We start from the raw sequence: 24,802 nt of genomic DNA on the forward strand, positions 1-24,802 counted from the left end.
CTTCTCCGCGAATTATAGGACGGAAATCCGTCGCGACACAAAGAATACTTAAATAAATCGACGATATGATTCTATTCTTTCAATCTCCAACAAAGACGGTGCTGGCTGTTGAGGCGGCACATGCTTTCTCTCCTGAAGATGTTCAAAAGCTCGTTTGGTTGTTTAGTGAAGCAACTCCCGTTCAATCGGAAACATTGGATGGCTGGTATGTTGGTCCCCGCCGGGAAATGATCACCCCGTGGAGTACTAATGCCGTGGAAATCACCCAGAACATGGGATTGAGCGGTATCTCACGTATCGAAGAATACTTCCCTGTATCTTCCGGTGAGGCAGACCACGACCCGATGCTGCAACGCATTTACAACGGACTGAACCAGGATATCTTCACGATCAGTAAACAACCGGATCCGATTGTTTATATCGAAGATATTGCAGCTTACAACCAACAGGAAGGGCTGGCGCTGAGTGCTGAAGAGGTGTCTTACCTGAACGAAGTAAGCCAGAAGCTGGAACGTAAGCTGACCGACAGCGAAGTGTACGGTTTTGCACAGGTAAACTCGGAACACTGCCGTCACAAGATCTTCGGCGGTACATTCGTTATCGACGGAGAAGAGAAAGAAAGCTCTCTCTTTAACCTGATTAAGAAAACATCGGCAGAAAACCCGAACAAACTGGTTTCTGCTTATAAAGATAATGTGGCTTTCAACGAAGGTCCGGTGATCGAACAGTTTGCTCCGGCAAGCGGCGATCAGCCTGATTTCTATGAAACAAAGGAAATTAAATCGGTTATTTCCCTGAAAGCTGAAACACATAACTTCCCGACAACGGTTGAACCGTTCAACGGTGCTGCTACCGGTTCGGGTGGTGAGATCCGTGACCGTCTGGGCGGAGGTAAAGCTTCATTGCCTATCGCTGGTACAGCCGTTTACATGACTGCTTATCCGCGTACGGAAGGTGCCCGTGAATGGGAAAAGATACTGGACCCGCGCCCTTGGTTGTATCAGACACCGGAGCAGATCCTGATCAAGGCTTCCAACGGTGCTTCCGATTTCGGTAACAAGTTCGGTCAGCCACTGATCTGCGGTTCGGTACTGACTTTCGAACATGAAGAGAACAATAAGAAATATGGGTACGATAAAGTGATCATGTTGGCAGGCGGTGTTGGTTATGCCAATATGCGCGATGCTTTGAAGGGTGATCCTCAGCCGGGTGAAAAGGTCGTACTGCTGGGTGGTGATAACTACCGTATCGGTATGGGCGGTGGTGCCGTATCTTCTGTAAATACAGGACAGTACACCAGCGGTATCGAGTTGAACGCCGTACAGCGTGCCAACCCGGAAATGCAGAAACGTGTATCGAACGTGATCCGTGCGATTGCCGAATCTGACAACAATCCGGTAATCTCTATTCACGACCACGGTGCAGGCGGTCACCTGAACTGTCTGTCTGAGTTGGTGGAAGCTACCGGCGGACATATCGATATGAGCCAGTTGCCTGTTGGCGACCCGACGCTTTCTGCTAAGGAAATCGTAGGAAACGAGAGCCAGGAACGTATGGGCTTACTGATGAAGGAAGAAGACGTTGCCCGCGTACGCCGCATTGCCGACCGCGAACGCTCTCCGATGTATGTAGTAGGTGAAACGACCAACGATATGAAATTCGTATTCGAGCAGGCCGACGGTGTGAAACCGATCGACATTAAGCTGGAATATATGTTCGGTAAACCGCCTAGAACAATCATGACAGACCATACAGTGAGCGAAACTTATGCTCCTGTGGTTTACAAAGATTCAGAAATACATCATTACCTGGAAAACGTACTTCAGCTCGAAGCTGTTGCATGTAAAGACTGGTTGACCAACAAGGTAGACCGTTCCGTAACAGGTAAGATCGCCCGTCAGCAGTGTCAGGGTGAATTGCAGTTGCCGTTGAGCGACCTGGGTGCCGTAGCATTGGATTACCGCGGAAAGGCAGGTATCGCTACTTCCATCGGTCATGCTCCGCAGGTGGCCATGGTCGATCCGGCTGCCGGTTCGGTAATGGCTATTGCCGAGTCGTTGACCAATATCGTATTTGCTCCGCTGGCCGATAAGTTGGCCGGTGTTTCTCTGAGTGCCAACTGGATGTGGCCGTGCCGCAACGAAGGGGAAGACGCTCGTCTGTACACGGCTGTTCAGGCTGCTTCTGATTTTGCCTGCGAACTGGGTATCAATATCCCGACAGGTAAAGACTCTCTGTCGATGACACAGAAGTATGGCGACGATAAGGTGATCGCTCCGGGTACGGTAATTATCTCGGCAGGTGCTGAGGTAAGCGATATCCGCAAGATCGTTTCTCCGGTATTGGCTCACGAAAAGAATTCTTACATATATTATATAGACTTCTCGTTCGATACGATGAAGCTGGGCGGTTCTGCTTTTGCACAGGCTTTGAACAAGCTGGGTAATGAAGTGCCGACCGTGAAGGATAGCGAATATTTCGCAGATGCGTTCAACGCCGTACAGGATGCGATCGAGAAAGGTCTGATCCTTGCCGGACACGATATTTCTGCCGGTGGTATGATCACTACCATGCTTGAAATGTGTTTCGCAAACGTAGAAGGCGGTCTGGAAGTCAATCTGGATAAGCTGTCTGAAACAGACATCGTGAAAATCCTGTTCGCTGAAAACCCGGGTATCCTGGTACAGGTGAAGGACAAGAAGGCGTTCGAAAAGCTGATGGAAGAAGCCGGTGTCGGTTTCGCTATCATCGCCAAGCCGACTGCCGAGCGTCATATCCTGGTGGAAAAAGAAGGTGTTCAGTATCACTTCGGCATCGACTATATGCGTGACGTATGGTACGAATCGTCTTACAAGTTGGATATCAAGCAGAGCGGTAGCGTATGTGCAGGTAACCGTTTCGAAAACTATAAGATGCAGCCGCTGGAATTCAAATACGGCAAGAACTTCACCGGTAAGCTGGCTGACTACGGCCTGACTGCCGACCGCAAAGGTAAGAGCGGTATCCGTGCTGCTGTGATCCGTGAAAAGGGTTGCCAGTGCGAACGTGAAACATCTTACGCATTGTATCTGGCCGGTTTCGACGTGAAAGACGTTCACATGACCGACCTGGCTTCGGGACGCGAAACACTGGAAGATGTGAATATGATCGTTTTCTGCGGTGGTTTCTCCAACTCCGACGTTTTAGGTTCTGCCAAGGGATGGGCCGGTGGTTTCTTGTATAACGAAAAGGCTAAGAAAGCATTGGATAACTTCTATGCACGTCCCGATACGTTGAGTCTGGGTATCTGTAACGGTTGCCAGTTGATGGCTGAACTGGGTGTGGTTTATCCGGAACACGAAAAGAAACATAAGATGTTGCATAACGACTCTCACAAACTGGAGTCTAACTTTATCTCTGTAGAGATTCCGAAGAACCATTCGGTGATGTTCGGTCCGATGAGCGGACAGAAGCTGGGTATCTGGATCACACACGGAGAAGGAAAGTTCAGCTTCCCGTACGAAGAGAAAGAATATCATATTGCTCTTAAATACAACTATGAAGGCTATCCTGCCAACCCGAACGGTTCGCCCTGGTCGGTTGCCGGTGTCTGCTCACACGACGGACGCCACATGGCTATGATGCCTCACCTGGAACGTGCTTTGTTCCCATGGCAGTGCGGTTATTATCCTGCTGACCGTAAAGGTGACGAAGTAACTCCGTGGATCGAAGGTTTCGTAAATGCACGCAAGTGGATTGAAGAAAACAAGAAGTAAGAAAAAGATATACTTCATAATAAGAATGAGAGAGTGGATTCCGGTTAGAGGAGTTCACTCTCTTCGTTTTTAACTGGTAATGAATTTACTCAGAGCATCAGTCCTATCCTCCCGGGCTTGTCCCGGGACAAAAAAAGGTGAAACCTTATTCTATAACTTTTCTATCTCTTCTACCGGCAGACCTGTACATTTTGCGATATCGGCAGGCCCTATTCCCATACGTTTCATGTTAGCCGCCGCTTGGCGTAGAGCTTCGACCTTTCTGGCTTCCCCTTCGGCAAGTCCTTTAGCCTCACCCTCTGCAAAACCTTTAGCAAGACCTTCAGCTTTCCCCTCAGCGAGGCCTTCCATGCGGCCTTCCCATTTGGCTGTGTCGAGGACGTCGTTCTGGATCATGATTGTGTCCAGATGTTTATCGTAGGCATGACGTTCTTGTGTAGACATGGAATAGTATTTCAGTTTCTCTCGCGCTTCACGAAGGCCGGGCGCCGTCGTGTCGGGACGGATCGTACCATCCTTCAGGTACGTGATCCATTCGTCGAGCGGCGTGGTGGCCACTTTGTCGAACTCGTTCACCCGAACCAGAATGTATTCGGGGAAGATCTCAGCAGGCAGGCGGGTAACGACGGCGTCGCGGTCGCGGGTGTTGATACGCAAGCGGTCGCCGGTATGCACGCCGATGAAATGGTTCTGGCCATGGTAGATATAGTCCGATCCCACACCCAGGTCAAAATAGAGGATGCTGATGGAGTAGACTTTCTTTACTTTCTGATAGCCTTCACCCAGCGAGATATGCTCGGTAATGGCTTTGGCTACGCCGTAGAGGATACGTTCGAGGTAATGCACTTCGCGGGTATTCTGGATCTCGACGATGATAATTTCGCCTTTACTGTTCAACGCTTTGATATCGACACGATTGAACTTGTCGTCGGCACTCTCCTGATTGCCTTCGCTTTCGAGTATTTCGAGGATCTTCACCTCTTCCCGCAGCATGACGGTCAGGAAACCGTTGAGCACACCGAAGTTAGCCTTTTGGCGCAATAAACGCTTTACGGCCCAGTCAAATCGAATATATCGATCTTGCAACTCTTGTTTTTCAGTCTCTGCCATAGCTTTTGAATCTAATTCTTTCATAATTAAGTGTTTTATGTTAGTAACTTTGCAAATATACATAATTAATATAGGAATATACATCGTTAGTTCACTATTTATCAGATTTGAATATTACTTTTCCATCAAGGGAAAAGTAGGTTCAAAACTTTCTACTTCCGAGCGCGAAGCCCAATTGTCAATTAAAATAATCTCCTTTCTTTTTTGTCCGACAGAAATATTCTTTATCTTTGTCGCACCGCCTGTTATTGGGCGGCAGCCAAAATATATAAGCTATGGGGAAATTTATCAATCCCTTCACCGATTTCGGTTTTCACCGGATTTTCGGGCAGGAGGTACACAAAGAGTTATTAATCGATTTCTTAAATCAGCTGCTGGAAGGCGAACGCCATATCACCGATATCACCTTTCAAAACCCGATCCTCCAACCGGAAACGATCGAAGATCGGGGAGTGATATTCGATATTCATTGCAAGGATGACAAAGGCGGTTGGTTTGTAGTCGAAATGCAGAACGGAGCCCAATCCTATTTTTACGACCGGGGTATCTACTACTTATCGCGGGCAATCAGTAACCAGGGGGAGAAGGGTAAAGACTGGAAGTTTAACCTGTGCCCGGTATACGGAATCTTCCTGTTAAACTATAAGATGGGAATGAACTCCAAATTCCGGACAGATGTTATATTGGCAGACCGTGATACCGGACAGATGTTTAGCGACAAGATCCGGCAGGTATATTTGGAGTTACCCTGGTTCACGAAAGAAGCTGATGATTGCGAAACAGATTTTGAACGTTGGTTATATTTATTAAAGCATATGGATACATTAGACAGAATGCCTTTCAAGGCACAAAAGGCCGTATTCGACAAACTGCTCGAAGTGGCGGATGTGGCTAATCTGAGCAAGGACGAGCGTGTCTTGTATGACGAAGCCCTGAAGCGTTACCGCGACTATAAGAATACGATCGACTATGCCGAGGAGAGAGGGATAGAAAAAGGACGTAAAGAAGGACGCAAAGAAGGTATCGAGATAGGAATAACCAAAGGACGCAAGGAAGGCGTCTATTCCGTGGCAAAAGCTATGAAAGAGAAAGGTCTTTCTCTCTTGACAATTGCAGAGGTAACCGGCCTCAGCGAGGCGGAGATAAAAGCATTATAATATTCATAATAAATAGGTTACTAAATAAGGCTGCTTCATTCGAGGCAGCCTTGTTTACGTTAGAAATCGGTTCAATTCTTTCTAATCTTGATGCATATTAATCCGCCAACGGGAATATAGTAAAGTCTTGTATGTGGAAATGAACGACACTCATCGGACACTTTCCCTGGAAGGCTTCCATTTTATAGGCTGCTGTGTATCTTGTCGTGTTTATCCCCAAAATCGGGGAATATGTTGCATAAATAGTGCTGTTTTGTTCTATAACCCATGTATTTTGGAAAATTATAAGCGTTTTCTCTTGTCGATTCGAAAAACCTCTTTACCTTTGCAACAGATTCCGTGGCGGGCAGCGGCTCGCAATATGCGGATTCGATTACATATTGTAAGCATTTTACGAAGATTATTTCTACTCTGAAAATCTGGAAAATTTTTGAGTCTAGTGGGATAATGGACAGTAAATGCTTGCGCCGACTACGTATAAATGTTTCTACCATTTTGTATGGGAGGATTGTATTATATAGTATAAGCGCGAGCAGTTGTTCTATCATTACTAGACGGGCTATTCCAGATGCCTCAGAGTAAATGATAGACAACGCTCGCGCTTTTATTATGTCTTGGCGTAACCAAAGCCGGGCTTGTTCTCCCCTTCGTAAAATTAATTGTTGGTTTTTTTACTCTATTTTATAAACAATTAATTTTAAGATTATGAACAAAAAGTTTTCTACACTTGTGGCTGTCCTTTTGGCAGCCGGTGCTTGGACGACGCTGGATGCAAAGGTGGTTGAGGTTACAACGCCTGTTCCGGGTGGTTCTTATGTTATTGGTTCTGTTTTTACTGATGGTTCTGCTGTATTGCTGCAATCAGATGATGCTGCAGTAGAAGGAACTCAAACAGTATCTAGTGCTACTGGTAAATGGACATTGGTGGATGCTAGTTCAGATTACTCAGGCTGTTTCTACTTGAAAGGAGATGCTGATAAGTTTATTGCTGCAGGAAATGGATCAACTGATGCAGCTACTCTATCTTTAAAGACTGAAGGTGAATTGTCTACCACTCATGCGAAAGTTCCATTTTCTTATATTAACGGAGAATTAGTCGTTGCTTCAGCGTTTACTAACAACAACGTTAAAGATAAAGAATTGAATATAGCAGCGTCTTCTATTGTTGCTGTTGCTGATGCTAGTGCTCAACATACTGCTTTATTCGGTGTTTACGCAGCAGATTCCAAGGTCCCCGGTTTTGACTTGAATGTAAATGATGATGGTCAGTTGATATTTACGGATGACGTAGCAGCTCCTAACTTCGCAGCTCCTGTATATTTCCAGATTAATAGTAAATATCTGTATGTAAGCGGTAAAGACGTGAAAGTTGATATGGATGCTGCACCGAAAGCAGGAGAGGCTGTTGGCGCATCCTGGCGATGGGAAAATGGTAAGTTTGTTTCTGTTGCTGCTGAAAATGCTGATGCTGACGTAAAAGCTAAGTATTTGAATGTTGTATTAAAAGAAGGTGCTCTTGCGTATTCATTGGTAGAAAAAGCTAATGCTACCACTTTCGCAATTAAAGACAATGCAATTACAGCAACTACTAGTTCAACACCGGTAAGTTTGACAAGTCCGGTTATGTATGCTTCTGCTGTGTTGGCAAACGCTCAGGCTAAAACAGAAGTACCTATCGCAGGCGGTTCTAATGTTGTAGCAGGTGATTTGCAAATCTTGAATGTTCCTTCCGGGGCTGTCGTTATTTCTTTGCAGAAAGATGGTACGACTAAATATCTGAAAGCAGGTGAGTCTAATTCTGTAAATGATATTGAATTGACTGCTACGCTTACAAACGGAGACCCGAAAGAATATGAAAAATATTTGTGGAATGTTTCTTCAAAGACGCTTGGTGGTAAAGCATATTATACTTTCACCAGCTTGGCAAAGAATGGCGATAAGAATTATGTAGCCTTTGAAGAATATCAAGCAAATGCAGTTTATTCTAAACAGGGTATTACATTGGGTGATGGTTCACAGTTTGTTGGTATAAATGGAACTTTAGGTAATGCTCCTGCTGTTATCGGTTTTTACGATGCATTCCAGTTGGCTAAGACACAGGCACAGTTGGACGGCATCTACAGCCCTGGCTTTGAAATGACTGTAAAAGTCAGCAAAGATGGTAAAGAAACTATCGAAGATATCGATGTATTCGGCAAGACAATGTATCCGAAAGCTTCTAAAGCTGCAAATGTAGGTGAAACAACTGTACAATTGTGGGATAACAATAAAACAGACGCTAAGGGTGCTAAACTTCTTGCATTGGATAAGACAAAGACATTCGACTCTACTTCTCCTATAGTAGGTGAGTTCGTTTGGATTACGCCGACAGAACTTACTAAGAATAGTGCTAACTACGAAACAGGTTTCCAATTCATTTATTCACTTGGAGATCCGGCTTTGATTGAAGAAGTAAAAGTGGATGGTTTAGGTTCTCTGTATATCTTTAAAGCATCTGATAAATATTATCTGACTGTTAATAAGGCTGTAAACGAAGATACCACACTTCCGTACATCAAACTGGAAGGTAGCAATATCTACGATGTTAAGAAGTTGTTAGGCCAGTACTTGAGCTTCTCTTATGCTGATACAAAAGCAAATACTCCAGCTCTTGAAGAATATAAATTAGACGGAATGTTGGCTGTTACTAAAAATACTGCAGTAGAAGCCGACTTCATTACAGGTACAAGCGCTACATTGCCTGAAGCTCAGTGGGCTGTAACTGCTGCTGATAAGGATAATAATACCTTCACATTAACAAACCGTGAAAATGCATCTATCCAATTGACTGGTGTTCAGTTGCGTGAAGTTGGTAATAAGTTTGTTATGACTGCTTCGGGTGGTAATGGTAATGCTAATATCACATCTGATCTGGTAACTCTGACTACAACTGCTCTGAATAAGACTACTAACTTTGACGGTTATATGCAGTCTACTCCGAATGTGCTGAGAAATGAGAACTTCTACTTAGGTCAGTATCACGCTGTTGAAGGTAACAACCATGCTTACTTCGTAGAAAACCATACTGACAAGGCTAGCCATCAGATTGGTATGACAGCTGAAAAAGAAAATGCTCAGAAGTGGAACTTGCAATTGGCAACAAAGGCTGATGAAAAAGGAGAATATACATTAGTTGATACTGTAAAAGTTCCTTTGGTATTCGCTACTCTGATAGATGGTAAGATTGTAACTGATGTTAAGAATAAAGATGTAGTAAAAGATACTTTGTTCATCCTTCCGTATGCATTCCAGAATGCTTCTAACAGAGAATTCGTTTCTTACAAAAAAGGTAAAGGTTTTGAGTATTATTTCTGTAATAAAGCCTATAAAGAAAATGACGATGTAAACGAAGCTGAAGTTATCAAGTTCGCTCTGAAAATGAAACCGGATAACACTTATAATTTCGTTGAACTTAATATGGCTGTAAATGCCGACAACGATGCTTTGGGTACAAACAAAGTACTGGGTGGCAATAGTGCTAACAAGGGTGTTATTTCTCGCGTAGAAACTTACAATCAGAATGCAAACTCGCTGATGGTTGTAGAAAAGGCTGATGCTCCTGAATATCACAAGATCGCTATGGCTTGGGGCGACACTATCAAGTTGTTCCGTGATGAAAACAATTCACAGGTAGTATATGAAAAACAGGATGTTAAGTCTGTTGTAGAAAAAGACACACTGAGCTTCCTGAACATCGATAACATCAACCAGTTTAAGGTAAACCCGGCTATCTTCGCAGATACCGCTTATATCAACCGCGTAGATGCTAATGGTGAATTGAACACTTGTTACCAGTACTTACTGGCTGTAAATGTAGATCCTGAAAAGTCTTACTACTGTCCGTACAACCCGGAACACAACACAGACGAATGGAGAAAGGAACACAATGGTCCTTGTGCCGATGCAAAAGAACACAGAGCTGTTCACGGTCGTTATCTGATCAACCTGATCGATACTGCTAACGTTTACGGCGCCACTCACCTGCATAACAATCCGTATATCAATGATGTCGAAGCTGATGAACATCTGGCTAAACTGTCATTCGTAGAAGGTTATCATATTGGTGATACATTGATCATTACTCGCAAGGGCGGTGAAGCTGTTAAACTGAGAATGGATACTCCCGACTTCAACGTAGCTAAGTTCGCTTTCCGTTATGTAAACAGTTCGGATAAGACATTCAAGATCCAAACACAGTATAAAGAATATGATCCGGAAGCTGATGCCGATGAAATCGACGATGCCGCTACCAACAACGGTTATCTGAAATGGGTGAACGGTACTTTGGCTGTAACCGGTACTTTCGAAAATGGTGATGTATTCGGTATCGAAGAAAACTACGAAGGTAATCCGACAGCAAACGAAGATATCACGACATCTTCAATCAGCGTAATCGCTAAAGAAGGTGCAGTAATCATCAAGGGTGCAGCTGGTAAGAAAGTTACTATCAGCAACGTACTTGGTCAGACTGTTGCTAATGCAGTGATTACTTCTGATGAAGCAACGATCACTGCTCCTGCAGGTATCGTAGTAGTAGCCGTTGAAGGCGAAGCTGCAGTGAAAGCAATCGTAAAATAAGAAATTTTTTATAATCAATAATTTTAAATTGACGGCGCGGTGGGCGGTTCACGAACCGTCCCTACCAATTACCCTGCGACAGGCGAACAAGCAGTCAGTATTAATACTAATAATAGTGAAAATAAAGTTCTTCTGTTCTGACTCCTGTGAAGGGTGACGACAGGCAAAACAAGTTTCCTCCGGAAAAGCTCCGGGGGAAACTTTTCTGTTTATCAGCGAATTGTTCTCTTCTTACGGCAACTTCCCGGCTCATTTTAATATTCCGTTGCAACTTTTGAACCGTTGAAATCATCATATAGGTCTGGCTGATCTGACACCTTATGGGACCGATATGCGACCGGGATTGAATATCGGTGTTGCCGGTGAGTATCGTTTCTCGTCGTGTTTTGCGGTTTGAGCGACTCTATGTATGATAATATATCCAATAATGGCGTGATACAAATCAATGTCGGTTGGTATTTTAGTCTGAAATAAGAACTTCACAAAATATTTATTCGATCAAAAGCTTTGATTCCGAACAAAAGCAGTATGTTTACAATGTAAATGCAAATACCGGTGTTTTTAAAAAGATAAAACAATGAAGAAAAGATTAATCTTATCGGTGCTGCTTACCGCTTTCCTTTGTGGAAGCAGCGCTTTTTCCCAGACGAAAGTAATCGCTCATCGCGGCTATTGGGACTGTGAAGGTTCTGCGCAAAATTCTATCACGGCGTTGAATAAGGCACACGAAGTAGGTGTTTATGGTTCGGAGTTCGATGTTTTGATCACAGCAGACGGCATACCTGTTGTCAACCACAATGACAGTATCCAGGGATTCTGTATCGAAACCTCTCTGTATGAAGAGATAAAAGATTTGAAACTAAAAAACGGGGAAGTACTTCCTACCCTGGAAGATTACCTGATACAAGGCAAGCAGAATAAAGGTACGCAACTGATCCTTGAAATAAAGCCTCACAAAAGAGTAGTCAATGAAGACCGGGCGGTAACGGCTATCCTGGCCCTGGTACAGAAATATCAACTGGAAGACCATGTGGAATATATCTCTTTCAGCATGAATATCTGTAAGGAGTTGATCCGTCGTGCTCCGGCTGCACAGGTGGCTTACCTGCGTGGTGAAGTTTCGCCGGCCGATCTGAAAGTCTTAGGATTCACCGGTCTGGATTATCATTATAAGGTATTCGAGAAAAATCCGACCTGGATTCAGGAAGCAAAAAATGCCGGGCTGACCGTCAATGTCTGGACAGTGGATGATCCGGCAGTGATGCAGTCGATGATCGAACAAAATGTCGATTTCATTACGACCGACAAACCGGAACAATTGAAGGAAATAGTAAAGAAAAACTGATAGTATTAGATCATACACATAAAGATCGAACAAATAGCTTTCACCTTTCACGGCTTCCAAATGTTTGTATATCATGAAGTTGTAGTGAAACGTACTCTTTCGTGGAAAAAGCCTTGCAGTTTTCGCCCGCTACACAACGGAAACTGTCCGGATTGCAATGGGAGGCGGATGATGGATAACTGCCGCTGCCGAAAAGGACAGGTCTTTTGAAATGTTAAGACAGGACTTTTGACTTTAAAACAAGGGACTTTTGAAATCAAAAGACCTGTTTTTTTTCTGAAGAAACAGTTTTGTTTGTGTGAAACGGCTACCGTCACTGCAATTTGCTGTTTGTTAGCAAGATACACAAAGGTGACAGGTGAAGGGTATAGAGATCGGAGTGACCAAAGGACTAAAGGAAGGACGTAAAGAAGGCATTTATTCCGTAGCAAGAGCCATGAAAGAGAAAGGTCTTTCTCTCTCTCTTGACTTTAGTCACATCACGGTGTGTGTGAAAATCGGATTTGTGTGTTAATTAGGGCATTTGGTGCTGCTTTTGTCCGATTTGGATAAGATACTTTGATCGGATAATTAAAAAAGCTGAAAGTTTATTTATCATTAGAAAAAGTATTTATATATTTGTAACGATCAAAATATTAGATAGTTAACTATGTGCTGTCGGACCTGCGTCCTATGAAAATCAGGATAACAAGGAGAATTTATATAGAACTTTATTTTAGTATTACTTAAATTATTGATTTATGAGTAAAACAATTACTTCGTTAATTGCCAGTCTGTTGCTGGCTTTCAGTGTTACATCGAATGCATTGGCTCAGATAAATGAGGGAGGGCATAGAACTCTTTTTCGCCCTACTAATGTAATGAGTGCAGAAGATGTTGACAAAGGTGTAAATCATTTCGAAACAGGTAAGTGGTATCAATTGGTAAATGAAGAAGGTAAACTATTGGTACAGTATCGTCATTTGGCTTATGTCGGTGATGCTTCTAATGCATTGATCTTGAAGTTGGAAGAACCGGGTAGTGTTCCTGTCAATTATTCTTTATGGTCAATTAAGGTATCTGAAGATGGGAGTAGTGGGAAAAACTTTGTATTTGTCAATAAAGAAACAAATATGGAATTGGAGTATGGGCATGTAAAGGCTTATACTCAGGAAATGCTTGACAATAGTTACTATGGCGCTAAATCCTATCTTGGCGGTTGTATACAAAATTGGACTTGGTATTCAACGGATAAGCAAGTGGATGATTTTGATTATGCACCTTTGTATTCTTATTTCAGTAATCAGGACTCGGTTGTTGTTTTACAAGAGAATATGTATTCTTATGGGGGGGAAATCTTGGCCAGAAAGTTCTCAAAAAAGGAGGCCGGTGATAATATGAGCGATATTCTTAGTGATATTGTTAAAGTAAAACCGATCCTGGCAGGAGGTATAATTTTAACTGCCAATCTTGTAAATGAGATGGTGGATTTTCAGTATAGATATCCGTGGTTAGGAGCAACTAATACAGTACAATTTGATGCAACAGTTAGACCAACTGTAGAAAGTCCGTTATTAAGTAATAAATTTGTAGCGGTGGATAACGATGGTAGTTATTTTCCGGGAATAAATAATGAAGATGTAAAGTTAGGGCTTGAAAATAATGAAGGTTGGCAATATGTGAGATTGCAGGTCCCGGGTGAAATGGATGAAGAGGGAGATTATGAATCTTATTCTACTTTATATGTAGGAACTGAATACTATGAGAATAGTAGCAAGGAATTGAAGTTGGAACTTATGAAGGAAGATCTTGATGCTGCTAATATGCCAACTGATATTCCTGGTTTAACGGAGAAAGCCTGGATTGCCCGCTCTCTTTTCAAATTTACTTATTATCCTTCTGAAGATAGTCTGGTGATTGAACCAATGAATGCTTTACAAAGGGATCCGACCAGCAATACGTGGGTAAATGCTGATTATGCATTTAACTCGACCAATAATGACCAGGTAGCCATTAGGGCGGCAACAGGTGGTGGTGCTCCTGAACATAACGACACCTACGGACCGGTTGTGATCCGTTTGGCTTATCTGACTGGAGGATCCTCTGTTATCACTGCTAAAAATGCAGAATTAAATGGTGGTTATGAATTCCCCGGTTCTCTGCAAACCCGTTTCATCTTTAAAGATCGTAACTTCGGCTACCTGACACGTACTACGCTGCCGGAAGGGTTGTATTTTATCAAGAGTACGGACAATGGTAAAAATGTTGTAGCAAACTTGCAGGGACGGCTGATGTTCGATGCTCCGGAAGATGATCAGAATTATGACGATATGCCGGCCACAATGTGGGTTATTAAGCAAACAGGCTGTGGAGACAGGGCAACTGTCGCTATTTATAACCGTGAATATGCATTCGATTATACCACTCTGTATGACAGAGATGATCCATCGGTAGACCTCAGGATGGGATATGAGTATGATAACTGGAATATATGCCAGGAAGAGATGCCTGTTTTTGAAGGTCAGTTATATAAAGACAAAGATGGTAATATATTCCTGATCGATGAAAATTATCAGGGATTTGAGAAAACAGGCTGTAGTTACGGTTGTAACTGGATGCTGAATAATCTGGATAACTATAGCTTTATTCCGGTAACGGATGAAGAGGCACTGGCAAGTGAACATCACGGTTACAAGCATCTTGATCAGGAATCACTGCTTTATACGAAATATCGCTTAAATTATAACCTGTTTGCGAACGGTAACCTCTATCTGAATGTTGTAGATAACACATTTATGCCGATAGAGAGCCAGTCTACCACTTATGAGCTGGAAATTGCTCCGGAAGACTTTAAAGCAACTGATTATGAGTTCGGTTACGGTGTGAACATTGCCGGTTTGCCGCAATTGTCACGTACGGCTTATGTGTTGAAAGTCAGTGATAAGAATCTTATTGACAACGATAAGATGTATATTGCTTTGGTAGAAGAGTATGGTAAAACAGCCCATTATCAGCCGATGAGCCGCGATGATATTGAAGCTGGTAAAGGCAAGTTAGGTGTGTTCTATCTGAAAGCCGACCAGCGCAAAGAAGATGAAAAATGTTATATCTTGATTGATATCTTTAATAATAAGGTGAACGATTGTAATGAATGTCCTGATCCAAATCCTGTCCTTCCTAGCAGTATACGCTTACGTAATACTCCGGATCCGGGTGATGAAGACTGTGATGAGTGCGAAGAATGCTACATCCCGAAATATTCTTATGCATTCAATGGCTGGAGACAAGCTCATTGTATAGATGGTGTCGGCAGACTGAGCATTACAAAACTGGATAAGGAGCCGGAAGATCGTTCGTCTGCTTTTGCAGTGATCACTGACAACCGTCCGTTATATATGGATTTGGGTGAAGAAGGTAAGAGTGTCAATATCTTCCGTGGAAGAGGAACAGGTTCTGAATATCTGTTCGAAGATACTAACAACCAGAGCAATGCTCCGCAAGTTGTTAAGGGCTTCGGTTACCTGGGTATGACTGCTGAAAAGATCAAACCGATCGGTGACGGTAAAACAACCGCTCTGTATGCTGATTACGTGGTAAGTTCTACAGACCGTATGCCTCAGTATCTGTTTGTTGTACGTCCGGATTCTGTGAAAGACGGTAAATGGTGTGACGCACACGGATACAATCCGGGCTGTGAGCATGAAGGCGATTATAACGGTTATCTGGCAGGCAGCTTCCTGATCAACCTGACTGACTCTGTTCAGGGCGGAACTAATATGTTGAACAATCCTGACGTTTACAAATGGCAGTCTTACACTCGCCTTGGATTCGTAGAAGGTGTTCACCAGGTAGAAGGAGAAAATGAATATCTGTATATCCTGAAGAACGGTCTGAAGTTGGCTGATCTGAAGAATAAAGACGGTGTTCTTGATCCTCGCGACCTGAATGATGCCAGCAAGTTCGAAAAGAAAGACCTGACAGGCTTGCACAAAAACTATGCATTCTCTCTGCGTTACACGGATGATGACCATAAAGATTTCTTATTGGAATCTAATAAGGAAGGTGTATCACAGGTAGCATCCTTCAAGGGTGCATGGGTGAAGATCCACAACGGAGTTCCAGTATTGGCAGAATACGAAGTCGATAACGGCAATCACCAGGATGATGACGATAAGATGAAAGAACTTATCAACCAGTCTCAGATATTCAATCTGGAAGAAACGGATGATTTTGCAACGTCTAACGATGAGATCTCTGCGTCGGAAATCCGTATTGTTGCCGGTAAGTCTTCCGTAACGATCCAAAATGCAGCCGGAAAGGTTGTTTCTATCACGAACGTATTAGGTCAGCCTCTTGCTAAACAGGCTATTGCTTCCGATAATGTGACAATCCCTGCTCCGCAAGGAATTATCATTATCAGCGTGGAAGGAGAAGCTGCTGTTAAAGCAATTGTTCAGTAAAGCATGAACAGGTTATCCTTCTGCCACAAGGGATAGGATAGCTTTGGAAAACAATAAAAAAGAAGTCTCCCCGGTTATTTACCGGGGAGACTTTTCTGTTTATCAGCGAATTGTTATCTTCGTGCAAAATTTCTAACATAAACAAATAATAATGAAAAGAACACTGCTAAGTCTTGCTACAGCCGCTTTGTTGTTTACCTCTACGTCTTGTGCTGACAAGACCTGTGCGACAGCGGACAAAGAACTCGCCTTGATCCCCGTGCCACAGGAAATGACTGTCGGCTCGGATTGTTTCACACTGACCCGTAGAGCTGCAATCACGTTGGATACTTCTAACGAAGAGCTGAAAGGTATTGCCCGGTATTTTAATGAGAAGATTGCTCCGGCAGCCGGTTTTGAACTTCCTGTTGAGAAACACGGAAAGATCGAGTTCAAACTTACAGACGATGCTGCATTGGGTGATGAAGGATATCACCTGAAAGTGAAACATGGCGATATTCTCTTGACTGCCAATAAGCCTGTCGGTATTTTCTATGGCGTGCAAACATTGTTGCAGATGCTTCCGGCTGAGATCAAAAGTATGACTGAACAACCTAAAGATAAGAAATGGACGATTCCCTGCGTCGATATTATTGATAAACCTCAATTCGCTTGGCGTGGGATGATGCTGGACGTCAGCCGCCACTGGTTCAATAAAGAAGAAGTCATGAAGTTTATCGATGAACTGGCAGAGTACAAGATGAATGTTTTCCATTGGCATCTGACAGACGACCAGGGATGGCGTCTGGAGATAAAGTCATTGCCGAAACTGACGGAAGTAGGAGCCTGGCGTGCTGACCGTGTAGGCGACTGGTGGGGACGTGAACGTGCTCAACAGGGTGAAAAAGCCACTTATGGCGGTTTCTATACCCAGGAAGATGTCAAGGAAGTGCTGGCTTATGCCGCTCAACGCTTCGTTCGTGTTATTCCGGAAATAGACGTGCCAGGTCATGGGGTTGCCGCTTTGGTCGCCTATCCGGAGCTGGCTTGCATGAAAGCACCGGATGCAGTCAATGTAGGAAATAAATTCTATGGAGAAGATGAGAATACACTTTGTATCGGTAAAGAATCGACTTTCGAGTTTATGGATAAGGTGCTGACGGAAGTGGCGGCACTTTTTCCCGATGAATATATCCACATCGGCGGCGACGAATGCTTTAAAGGTTTCTGGCATAAATGTCCCCGTTGCCAGGCTCGTATGAAAGCGGAGAATCTGAAGAATGAAGAAGAATTGCAAAGTTACTTTATCCACCGGATGGGTGATCTGCTGAAATCGAAAGGAAAGAAACTGGTCGGCTGGGACGAGATACTGGAAGGCGGTCTGGCACCCGATGCCAATGTGATGAGCTGGCGTGGCATGGATGGTGGCATCAAATCGGCTAAAGCCGGTCATCATGTGATCATGACACCGACGCAACATTGTTACCTGGATTTGTATCAGGGAGAGCCTTCTGTAGAACCCGCCACTTATTCCATGTGCCGTCTGACGGATTCGTATAGCTTCAATCCGGTACCGGAAGGCGTTCCGGCTGAAATGGTTCTGGGCGGACAAGGCAACATCTGGGGAGAGGCGATTCCTACTTTCCGTCATGCAGAATATATGGCATGGCCGCGTGGCTGGGCTTTAGCGGAAGTGTTATGGAGCGGTCCGGCACAAACTAACTGGGAGAAATTCTGGCCGCGTGTCGAACGTCATTTCGTACGTGCCGATCAGGCAGGTATCAATTACGCTCGTAGTATGTATAATGCGATTGTCACCCCGTATCTGCAGGATGGCGTGTTGCAGGTGGAACTGAGCAGTGAGATTGCAGGAACCGATATTTACTATACATTCGATAATACGGATCCGGACTGTTTCACTCCGAAATATAGTGAGCCGTTGAGTATCCCGAAGACTGCCAGCAGACTGCGTGTTATCACCTATCTTAACGGTAAGCCGTCTGGCAAGCTGATCTCCCTGACTATAAAAGAACTGGAGAAGCGTGCCGAGTCTGACAAAAGAACGGGACATGGTAATCTGACTGTTGACTAATAAGGGTTTGGCGAGTCGTTTGTAGTAAGTTTGTAATAGTTTGTTTTCACCTTTGTAACAAGGATGAAACATATGTGAAACAGAAAAGCGTTTTCTTTGCAACCGGAAACAGTGATGTAACACATTTTTCACCGCAACCAACAAAGTCAGGAATGAAGAAAATGAAATTAACGGCGCTTCTCCTGTTGGCGCTTCTCCCCTTTTTTGCGGGAGCACAGAACACGGAACAATTAGAAACCCGCATCGACTCGCTTGCGGAAGAGACAGCGACGCTGGATAAGATAGTGAAAGGGCTGAGCAAATTTAAAGTCTCTGCCTATATTCAGGGGCAATACCAATATGGACAGGAAGATGCCACCCTGAAAGTCGGCGATAAGAACGAACATGAAGACAAAGGTTTCAACCGCATCGGTATCCGTCGCGGACGACTGAAATTTGAATACAACGACGGTATCGGTACCGGAGCCGTACAGATCGAAGCGAACGACAAAGGTGTCAGTTTCCGCGACTTGTATATCGGCATCAAAGATCCCTGGACGAAGCGCAGCCAGCTGATGGCGGGTGTTTTCAACCGTCCTTTCGGTTATGAGATCGGTTATTCGACCAGCGGACTGGAATCTCCCGAACGTGCCACGATCATTCAGTACTTTTTCCCGGATGAACGCGACCTGGGAGCCATGTTGACTCTCCGTACTAAAAAGGAAAGTCCTTTGGCTTTCCTTCGTTTGGATGCAGGTCTATTTGCCGGTAACAGTATTAACCGCGAAACCGACAGCCGCAAGGACTTTATCGGTCGCCTGGGTGCAGAGAAAGCAATCGGCAACTGGGGAAAGTGGGGAGCCGGCTTCTCTTATTATAATGGTGGCGTTTACAATCCGACAACGGATGCATATGAGATGGTAGACAAACGCTTCGTTAAGGTAGACAAAGGGGAAACGGGTACGTATATGAAACGTGAATATCTCGGTTTGGATGCCCAGTTCAGCTATCTGAGTTCATGGGGTATGACTACTCTGCGTGCGGAAGGTCTTATCGGTACACAGCCGGGGATTGCCTCCAGCAGTAAGAGTCCCAATACCGGTACGCGTCCGGAAAACCTGCCGGAGAATGCTTTGTTCAAACGCCCGTTCATCGGTTATTTCTTCTACCTGGTGCAGGACATCGGAACTTCTCCGTTCTCTGCCGTGTTCAAGTATGACGTATACGATCCGAACACCAAACTGAAAGGCAACGAGATCGGTCAGGAAAACTCCAATACCTCCAAAACGGACCTGGCACAAAGCACATTCGGTATCGGAGCTCTCTACCGCTTCAACAAACATATCCGCGTACAGGCTTACTACGAATTTAACTTCAACGAGAAAAGCGACTTCGTAAAAGGCTATGAAAAAGACCGCAAGGATAATGTGCTGACGGTTCGTTTGCAGTATAAGTTCTAAAACAGGTCGGAATGTGAACCTGTCCGGACTAATTCCAGTATTTTCAATCCATGATCGATTGAATAAATAAGAAGCCAATCAGGTGTAATATGACACTCTCTGAACCCGGAGTAATCTCCGCTCAGAGAGTGATCTTTGTTTTTAACAGGTAATGCTTCTCCTTTGCTCAGGATGGAGATCACTTCGTTTAACTTAGACTCGTCAAGGTTTCGTTTCCGGGCTAGTTTAAGGTCTTTCAGATATTTCCGGGTAAATTCAATTGCGTACATGCTCACTTTACTTTGTTAAGGTAATCGTTGAAATCGTTGCACTTAATAGTATTCCCTTTTTTTATATCATCCATTGCTTTTCGGGTTTCGGCATTTGGTTCCTCTTTTTTCACTGTAATGTGCTTTATTCCGCGTAGCAAGGAAAGGGCTTTTTTTATATCCGGCAACTTAACCGAATCGTCTAATGTAATAATTAGCTGTGTCATGATAAACTCCTTTCTTTTGTGAATTGCAAATATACGTTTTTGTTTCGGAAAAACAATATCACTCTCATCTTCATACAAATGTAATACCTGTTTCACGTCGTTGAAATACTCCTGTACTTACTTTGCAGTAAGAAAATTAATTCAATAAGAGTAATGAAAAAGACGATTCTTTTGGCTGCTATGGCCATCGGTTTATTTACAACAAATGTATTTGCACAGAAGATCAAAGGAAGTGATACTTGTCTGCCCGTCAGCCAGACGGAGGCCGAGAATTTTATGAATAAGCATAAAGGCACTAAAGTGACCGTAACGGGTGGCGGCTCGGGTGTCGGTATCTCTGCTCTCATGGAAGGAACGACCGATATTGCGATGTCTTCCCGTAAAATGAAATTCGATGAAAAAGTCCGTCTGCAGGAAGCAAAGAAGAATGCAAAGGAGGTGGTGATCGCTTATGATGCCCTGGCGGTAGTCGTTCATCCCTCCAATAAGGTAGACAACCTGACCCGCGAACAGTTGGAAGGAATCTTCACCGGCAAGATCAAGAACTGGAAAGAAGTAGGCGGAGCCGATATGAAGATCGTTGCCTATTCGCGTGAAACCTCTTCCGGTACCTATGAGTTTTTCAAGGAAAGTGTATTGAAGAACAAGAATTATATGAACGGTATCCTGAGTATGCCCGCGACAGGAGCCATCATCCAGTCGGTAAGCCAGACAAAAGGTGCTATCGGCTACGTCGGACTGGCGTATGTCAATAAAGACGTAAAACCGCTTCATGTCTCTTACGATGCCGGAAAGAATTATGTGGAACCTTCTTTTGCCAATGCAAAGAATAAGACCTATCCGATTGTCCGTCCGTTGTTCTACTATTACGAGGCAAAAAACGAAGGTCCTGTGAAACCGTTCATCGATTATGTGTTGTCTGCTGAGGGACAGGAAATTGTGAAGAAAGTGGGTTATATCCCGGTTAAATAGTTTAGTCTTTAAAGGTTTTGCTTTGGTTTTAGTCGTAAAGGACTGATGTTGTTGCACAAAAAAGATATACGTGTGCAATAATATTAGTCCTTTTTGCACATCATTTGGTTTATTGTGCTACCTTTGCTGCGTATTTATAAACTATATAAACTTACATGAAGACATTAACAATCGGAGATCTCAAACCCCGTTTCCCAATTATCCAAGGTGGGATGGGCGTAGGAATATCTCTATCCGGCTTAGCCTCGGCCGTTGCAAATGAAGGTGGGATTGGCGTTATCTCCGCAGCCGGTCTCGGACTTTTATATAAGAAATTATCTCCTAATTACACTGAAGCCGGCAATTTGGGCTTGGCTGAAGAGATCCGTAAAGCCCGTGAAAAGGCAAAAGGTATCATCGGTGTAAACGTCATGGTCGCCTTGTCAGACTTTGCCGAACTGGTGAAGACCAGTATCGCCGAAAAGGTGGATATTATCTTCAGTGGTGCAGGTCTGCCGCTCGACTTACCCTCTTTCCTGAAGAAAGACAGTGTGACGAAGCTCGTGCCCATCGTATCGAGTGCACGTGCCGTACGCATCATCTGCGAGAAATGGAAAAACAACTACGACTACCTGCCCGACGCTGTCGTGCTGGAAGGTCCGAAAGCCGGCGGTCACCTCGGTTACAAGGAGAACCAGCTGGAAGACGAACATTTCTCGTTGGAAGAACTGCTGCCACAGGTTGTGCAGGAAGTATCTGTTTTCGAACAGAAATACAACAAGAGTATCCCGGTAATTGCAGCAGGAGGCATTTATACGGGTGAAGATATCAAACGCATGATGGACCTTGGAGCATCGGGCGTTCAATTAGGAACCCGTTTCGTCACGACTACCGAGTGTGATGCTTCCGACGCTTTCAAGGAAAGCTATATTAAAGCGGAAGAGAAGGACATCGAGATCATCAAGAGCCCGGTCGGTATGCCCGGTCGTGCGATCCATTGCAACTTCCTCGAAAAGGTGAAAGCAGGGATCAAGCAACCGAAAGCGTGTCCTTTCAACTGCATCAAGACGTGCGACATTTCGCGAAGTCCTTATTGCATCGTCACGGCTTTGTACAATGCTTTCAAAGGAAACTTTGAGAACGGATATGCCTTTGCCGGAAGCAATGCCTGGAAGACCAGCCGCATCATGTCGGTACGCGAGACGATCAACGAACTGATCAACGAGTGGAAATCGAAAGAATGATTTTTTCTACTTATATGAATATAAAACCCCGGTAGACGTGATGTTTACCGGGGTTTTATTATTTTAAGGGCTGTAACTAATACGACCTTTTTCGCTACCGATGCCGGGTCGAAAGATTCATTTTCATTGTTCTTTCAGCCAGTTGCTCAACCCTTCCTGGTTTTCGGCTGCGGCTTTGACACCAGCATTGGCAGCCTTGCTGAAATATTCGAGTGCTTTCTGATACTCTTTTTTCTTGGCGTAGGCTACACCGAGGTTGTTCCAGGCTTCCGGTGTGTTGATCTTTTGCAGACGTTCGATGCCGGCTTCAGTAGCTCCGCGTTCGATCTCAAGAGCGGCAGTATTCTGCTGTGCAACCGGATCGGTCGGATAGAGGCGTACGGCAATATCGAATACCTCTTTGAATTCCGGGCTGTCTTTCGGGTACGTATTGGCTACCACGAACATTTCGTTCAGACTCAGATACTGAGGTTTCGTCTTGATCACCTGTTTGGCTTCGTTCACATCGAACGGACGAGCAATGTAAGCCAGCGTATAGTCGATACGACGCAGGGCAGGATAATAATCGTCCAGCAACATGCGGTACGTACGTCCTCCGTTCAGGGCTTTGAGCTGTGCCTTACGTTTATTGATGTCGGAGATATCCAGTACTTTCAGGATTTCATCGCGGTCGGACAGGTTGGATGCTTTGATCGTGTTGCGCAAACCGATCCAGTCTTCACCTTCCCAGTTTACCTTCATCAGCGACGGGTTCATATCTTCCTTATCTTTCATGTAAGCGGCAAATGCCTTGGCACGGCTTTCCGACAGTTTCATATTATAGTCGTAGCCGCCTTCCGGTGAAGCATATCCTGTGATATTAAACTCTGTGAACTTCAGGTTCTTGTCGTTACGTACTTCATTGACGATCTTATTTACGCTTTTCAACTCGGCGGCGTTATTCTTGAAGTCATGCAGCAGGACAGATTTGCCTACTTCGAAGTTCAGATAAGCCGAGTGTGTTTCACTACGCTGTTTTACCGGTTCTGCCGGAGGAGTCACATAACTCAGTTCGTAAGTCGGTGCAACTACCGGAGGCAATATGCGTGATGACAACGGAGTGATGTTGCTAGCTACATCACAGGATGCACATCCGGTCGTATTCGCCTGCATCACGAGCGAGGCGTTACGCATCCAGCTCTCGTAAGGTACGGTCAGTGTCATAGGGATCGATTCCACTTCGTTTTTCTTGTGGCGGAAGATCACGGTCGGTGTCTGTGCGAACGGTTCGGCACCGAAAGACATTTCACGGTTGAGTGCCTTCATACGTTTCTTGCCGGTAATAACAAACGGGTCGAACTTGACTGTATTTGCTTTGTCTGCCGATTGAAGCACCGGGGTGATGATTACCATGTTCTGCGATTTCAGGTTCATGTTTGTGAGGTTGGCAGTCGTCGACAATACAACCTCGCTGCCTTCTTTCTTTACTTGCAGGTCGCTGTATGCTATACCGTCCGGGCTAACAGTCTGCGCTTGCATGCTTCCATACGTGGTGCACAACAAAACGGTAGCAATATAAAATAAATTCTTCATTTTACTTACTTGATTTTAGTAGTTGATAAATTAGTGGATAAAATAGATAAAGGAGATAGACGCTTTCGTCACACCCCAGTAATTGTGGTTACCTGTTCGAAGTTTCGGCATGTCTTTGCCTTTTGCGTATTCGTCGTAATGCATACGGGCGTAACCGGCACCGATCTCACCTTCGATACCCCAACGTTTGTTCAGGATCCATTGATGACCGATACTTACTCCGCCGCCATACATATAACCGTCGTATCGATGGTCGCGCAATTTCTTGAACATGTCGAACGGCAGCTTGAATCCGGCTACGTCATATTGTCCGCCCAGTGCGTGAACTCCGATGAACGTTCCGTTGAACTTTTCGCAAGTCCAGAACCGTACACCTGCATGGGCAAGCCAGTGCTTGAATTGTTTGTCGTTACTAAACTCAAATGGGTTGTAACCCGCAGAAAGGTCCATTGTGACCTTTTTTCCCAGTCCTACTTCCAGACCGAGGTTTGGAGTGGCGGTGGCATCGTAGACGATATTATTCTTTAATGCAACATGCTGTGCGCTAGCATATAAAGAAAGGAATAACGTTGCTCCTATTAAAAAGAATTTCTTCATATGATATTCATTATTGGTGATACTCATCAA

General features: G+C 44.3%; 14 protein-coding genes. 9 read left to right on the forward strand and 5 right to left on the reverse strand.

The annotated features are described in order from the left end of the window. Positions 1-65: 65 nt before the first annotated feature. Positions 66-3,755, forward strand: a complete 3,690-nt coding sequence (gene purL, locus DXD68_RS22700; protein ID WP_122363738.1) for a phosphoribosylformylglycinamidine synthase — start codon at positions 66-68, stop codon at positions 3,753-3,755. Positions 3,756-3,905: 150 nt separating this feature from the next. Here purL and DXD68_RS22705 read toward each other — a convergent pair whose 3' ends face one another. Beyond that, the gene (locus tag DXD68_RS22705; RefSeq protein WP_122363739.1) at positions 3,906-4,889 is read right to left on the reverse strand and encodes an Rpn family recombination-promoting nuclease/putative transposase; all 984 of its coding nucleotides are present in this window, start codon (positions 4,887-4,889) and stop codon (positions 3,906-3,908) included. Between the two features lie 251 nt (positions 4,890-5,140). Here DXD68_RS22705 and DXD68_RS22710 point away from each other — a divergent pair, with 251 nt between their 5' ends. From DXD68_RS22710 to DXD68_RS22740, 6 genes are all read left to right on the forward strand, one after another. Further along, a complete protein-coding gene (locus DXD68_RS22710) occupies positions 5,141-6,022 on the forward strand; it encodes an Rpn family recombination-promoting nuclease/putative transposase (RefSeq protein WP_122363740.1) in 882 nt (293 codons plus the stop codon). Between the two features lie 705 nt (positions 6,023-6,727). After that, on the forward strand, positions 6,728-10,639 hold the full coding sequence (locus DXD68_RS22720) for a DUF6383 domain-containing protein (RefSeq protein WP_122363742.1): 3,912 nt from the start codon (positions 6,728-6,730) through the stop codon (positions 10,637-10,639). Between the two features lie 577 nt (positions 10,640-11,216). Further along, positions 11,217-11,984, forward strand: coding sequence for a glycerophosphodiester phosphodiesterase family protein (locus tag DXD68_RS22725; protein ID WP_122363743.1), 768 nt, complete (start codon positions 11,217-11,219; stop codon positions 11,982-11,984). 740 nt (positions 11,985-12,724) lie between these two features. After that, positions 12,725-16,423, forward strand: coding sequence for a DUF6383 domain-containing protein (locus DXD68_RS22730; protein ID WP_122363744.1), 3,699 nt, complete (start codon positions 12,725-12,727; stop codon positions 16,421-16,423). A gap of 151 nt (positions 16,424-16,574) precedes the next feature. Continuing rightward, complete coding sequence (locus tag DXD68_RS22735; protein WP_122363745.1) at positions 16,575-18,494, forward strand: beta-N-acetylhexosaminidase; 1,920 nt, start codon at positions 16,575-16,577, stop codon at positions 18,492-18,494. Positions 18,495-18,646: 152 nt separating this feature from the next. After that, entirely contained in the window at positions 18,647-19,933 is a 1,287-nt protein-coding gene (locus DXD68_RS22740; protein WP_122363794.1) for a hypothetical protein, read from the forward strand. Here the strand turns inward: DXD68_RS22740 and DXD68_RS22745 are convergent. Both DXD68_RS22745 and DXD68_RS22750 read right to left on the reverse strand, forming a co-directional pair. Further along, positions 19,930-20,202, reverse strand: a complete 273-nt coding sequence (locus DXD68_RS22745) for a type II toxin-antitoxin system YafQ family toxin (protein ID WP_122363746.1) — start codon at positions 20,200-20,202, stop codon at positions 19,930-19,932. The genes DXD68_RS22740 and DXD68_RS22745 overlap by 4 nt on opposite strands. Positions 20,203-20,204: 2 nt before the next feature. After that, positions 20,205-20,504, reverse strand: a complete 300-nt coding sequence (locus DXD68_RS22750; protein ID WP_147383024.1) for a hypothetical protein — start codon at positions 20,502-20,504, stop codon at positions 20,205-20,207. Between the two features lie 57 nt (positions 20,505-20,561). On the opposite strand from DXD68_RS22750, the gene DXD68_RS22755 reads away from it, so the two are divergent. After that, a complete protein-coding gene (locus DXD68_RS22755; protein ID WP_075558992.1) occupies positions 20,562-21,380 on the forward strand; it encodes a phosphate ABC transporter substrate-binding protein in 819 nt (272 codons plus the stop codon). A 155-nt stretch (positions 21,381-21,535) separates the two neighbouring features. Continuing rightward, on the forward strand, positions 21,536-22,603 hold the full coding sequence (locus tag DXD68_RS22760; protein ID WP_122363748.1) for an NAD(P)H-dependent flavin oxidoreductase: 1,068 nt from the start codon (positions 21,536-21,538) through the stop codon (positions 22,601-22,603). A gap of 123 nt (positions 22,604-22,726) precedes the next feature. Here the strand turns inward: DXD68_RS22760 and DXD68_RS22765 are convergent, their stop codons facing one another. Both DXD68_RS22765 and DXD68_RS22770 read right to left on the reverse strand, forming a co-directional pair. Further along, entirely contained in the window at positions 22,727-24,175 is a 1,449-nt protein-coding gene (locus DXD68_RS22765; RefSeq protein WP_122363749.1) for a DUF3868 domain-containing protein, read from the reverse strand. A 30-nt stretch (positions 24,176-24,205) separates the two neighbouring features. Further along, on the reverse strand, positions 24,206-24,772 hold the full coding sequence (locus tag DXD68_RS22770) for a DUF3575 domain-containing protein (RefSeq protein ID WP_122363795.1): 567 nt from the start codon (positions 24,770-24,772) through the stop codon (positions 24,206-24,208). Between the last annotated feature and the right edge of the window lie 30 nt (positions 24,773-24,802).

This window comes from Parabacteroides sp. TM07-1AC, assembly GCF_003480915.1.
Lineage (GTDB): Bacteria > Bacteroidota > Bacteroidia > Bacteroidales > Tannerellaceae > Parabacteroides > Parabacteroides chongii.

What these genes read in the sequence shown, in the direction of transcription:
- purL (WP_122363738.1), top strand. Translation starts at nt 66, where the DNA reads ATGATTCTATTCTTTCAATCTCCAACAAAGACGGTGCTGGCTGTTGAG.
- DXD68_RS22705 (WP_122363739.1), bottom strand. Translation starts at nt 4,889, where the DNA reads ATGAAAGAATTAGATTCAAAAGCTATGGCAGAGACTGAAAAACAAGAG.
- DXD68_RS22710 (WP_122363740.1), top strand. Translation starts at nt 5,141, where the DNA reads ATGGGGAAATTTATCAATCCCTTCACCGATTTCGGTTTTCACCGGATT.
- DXD68_RS22720 (WP_122363742.1), top strand. Translation starts at nt 6,728, where the DNA reads ATGAACAAAAAGTTTTCTACACTTGTGGCTGTCCTTTTGGCAGCCGGT.
- DXD68_RS22725 (WP_122363743.1), top strand. Translation starts at nt 11,217, where the DNA reads ATGAAGAAAAGATTAATCTTATCGGTGCTGCTTACCGCTTTCCTTTGT.
- DXD68_RS22730 (WP_122363744.1), top strand. Translation starts at nt 12,725, where the DNA reads ATGAGTAAAACAATTACTTCGTTAATTGCCAGTCTGTTGCTGGCTTTC.
- DXD68_RS22735 (WP_122363745.1), top strand. Translation starts at nt 16,575, where the DNA reads ATGAAAAGAACACTGCTAAGTCTTGCTACAGCCGCTTTGTTGTTTACC.
- DXD68_RS22740 (WP_122363794.1), top strand. Translation starts at nt 18,647, where the DNA reads ATGAAGAAAATGAAATTAACGGCGCTTCTCCTGTTGGCGCTTCTCCCC.
- DXD68_RS22745 (WP_122363746.1), bottom strand. Translation starts at nt 20,202, where the DNA reads ATGTACGCAATTGAATTTACCCGGAAATATCTGAAAGACCTTAAACTA.
- DXD68_RS22755 (WP_075558992.1), top strand. Translation starts at nt 20,562, where the DNA reads ATGAAAAAGACGATTCTTTTGGCTGCTATGGCCATCGGTTTATTTACA.
- DXD68_RS22760 (WP_122363748.1), top strand. Translation starts at nt 21,536, where the DNA reads ATGAAGACATTAACAATCGGAGATCTCAAACCCCGTTTCCCAATTATC.
- DXD68_RS22765 (WP_122363749.1), bottom strand. Translation starts at nt 24,175, where the DNA reads ATGAAGAATTTATTTTATATTGCTACCGTTTTGTTGTGCACCACGTAT.
- DXD68_RS22770 (WP_122363795.1), bottom strand. Translation starts at nt 24,772, where the DNA reads ATGAAGAAATTCTTTTTAATAGGAGCAACGTTATTCCTTTCTTTATAT.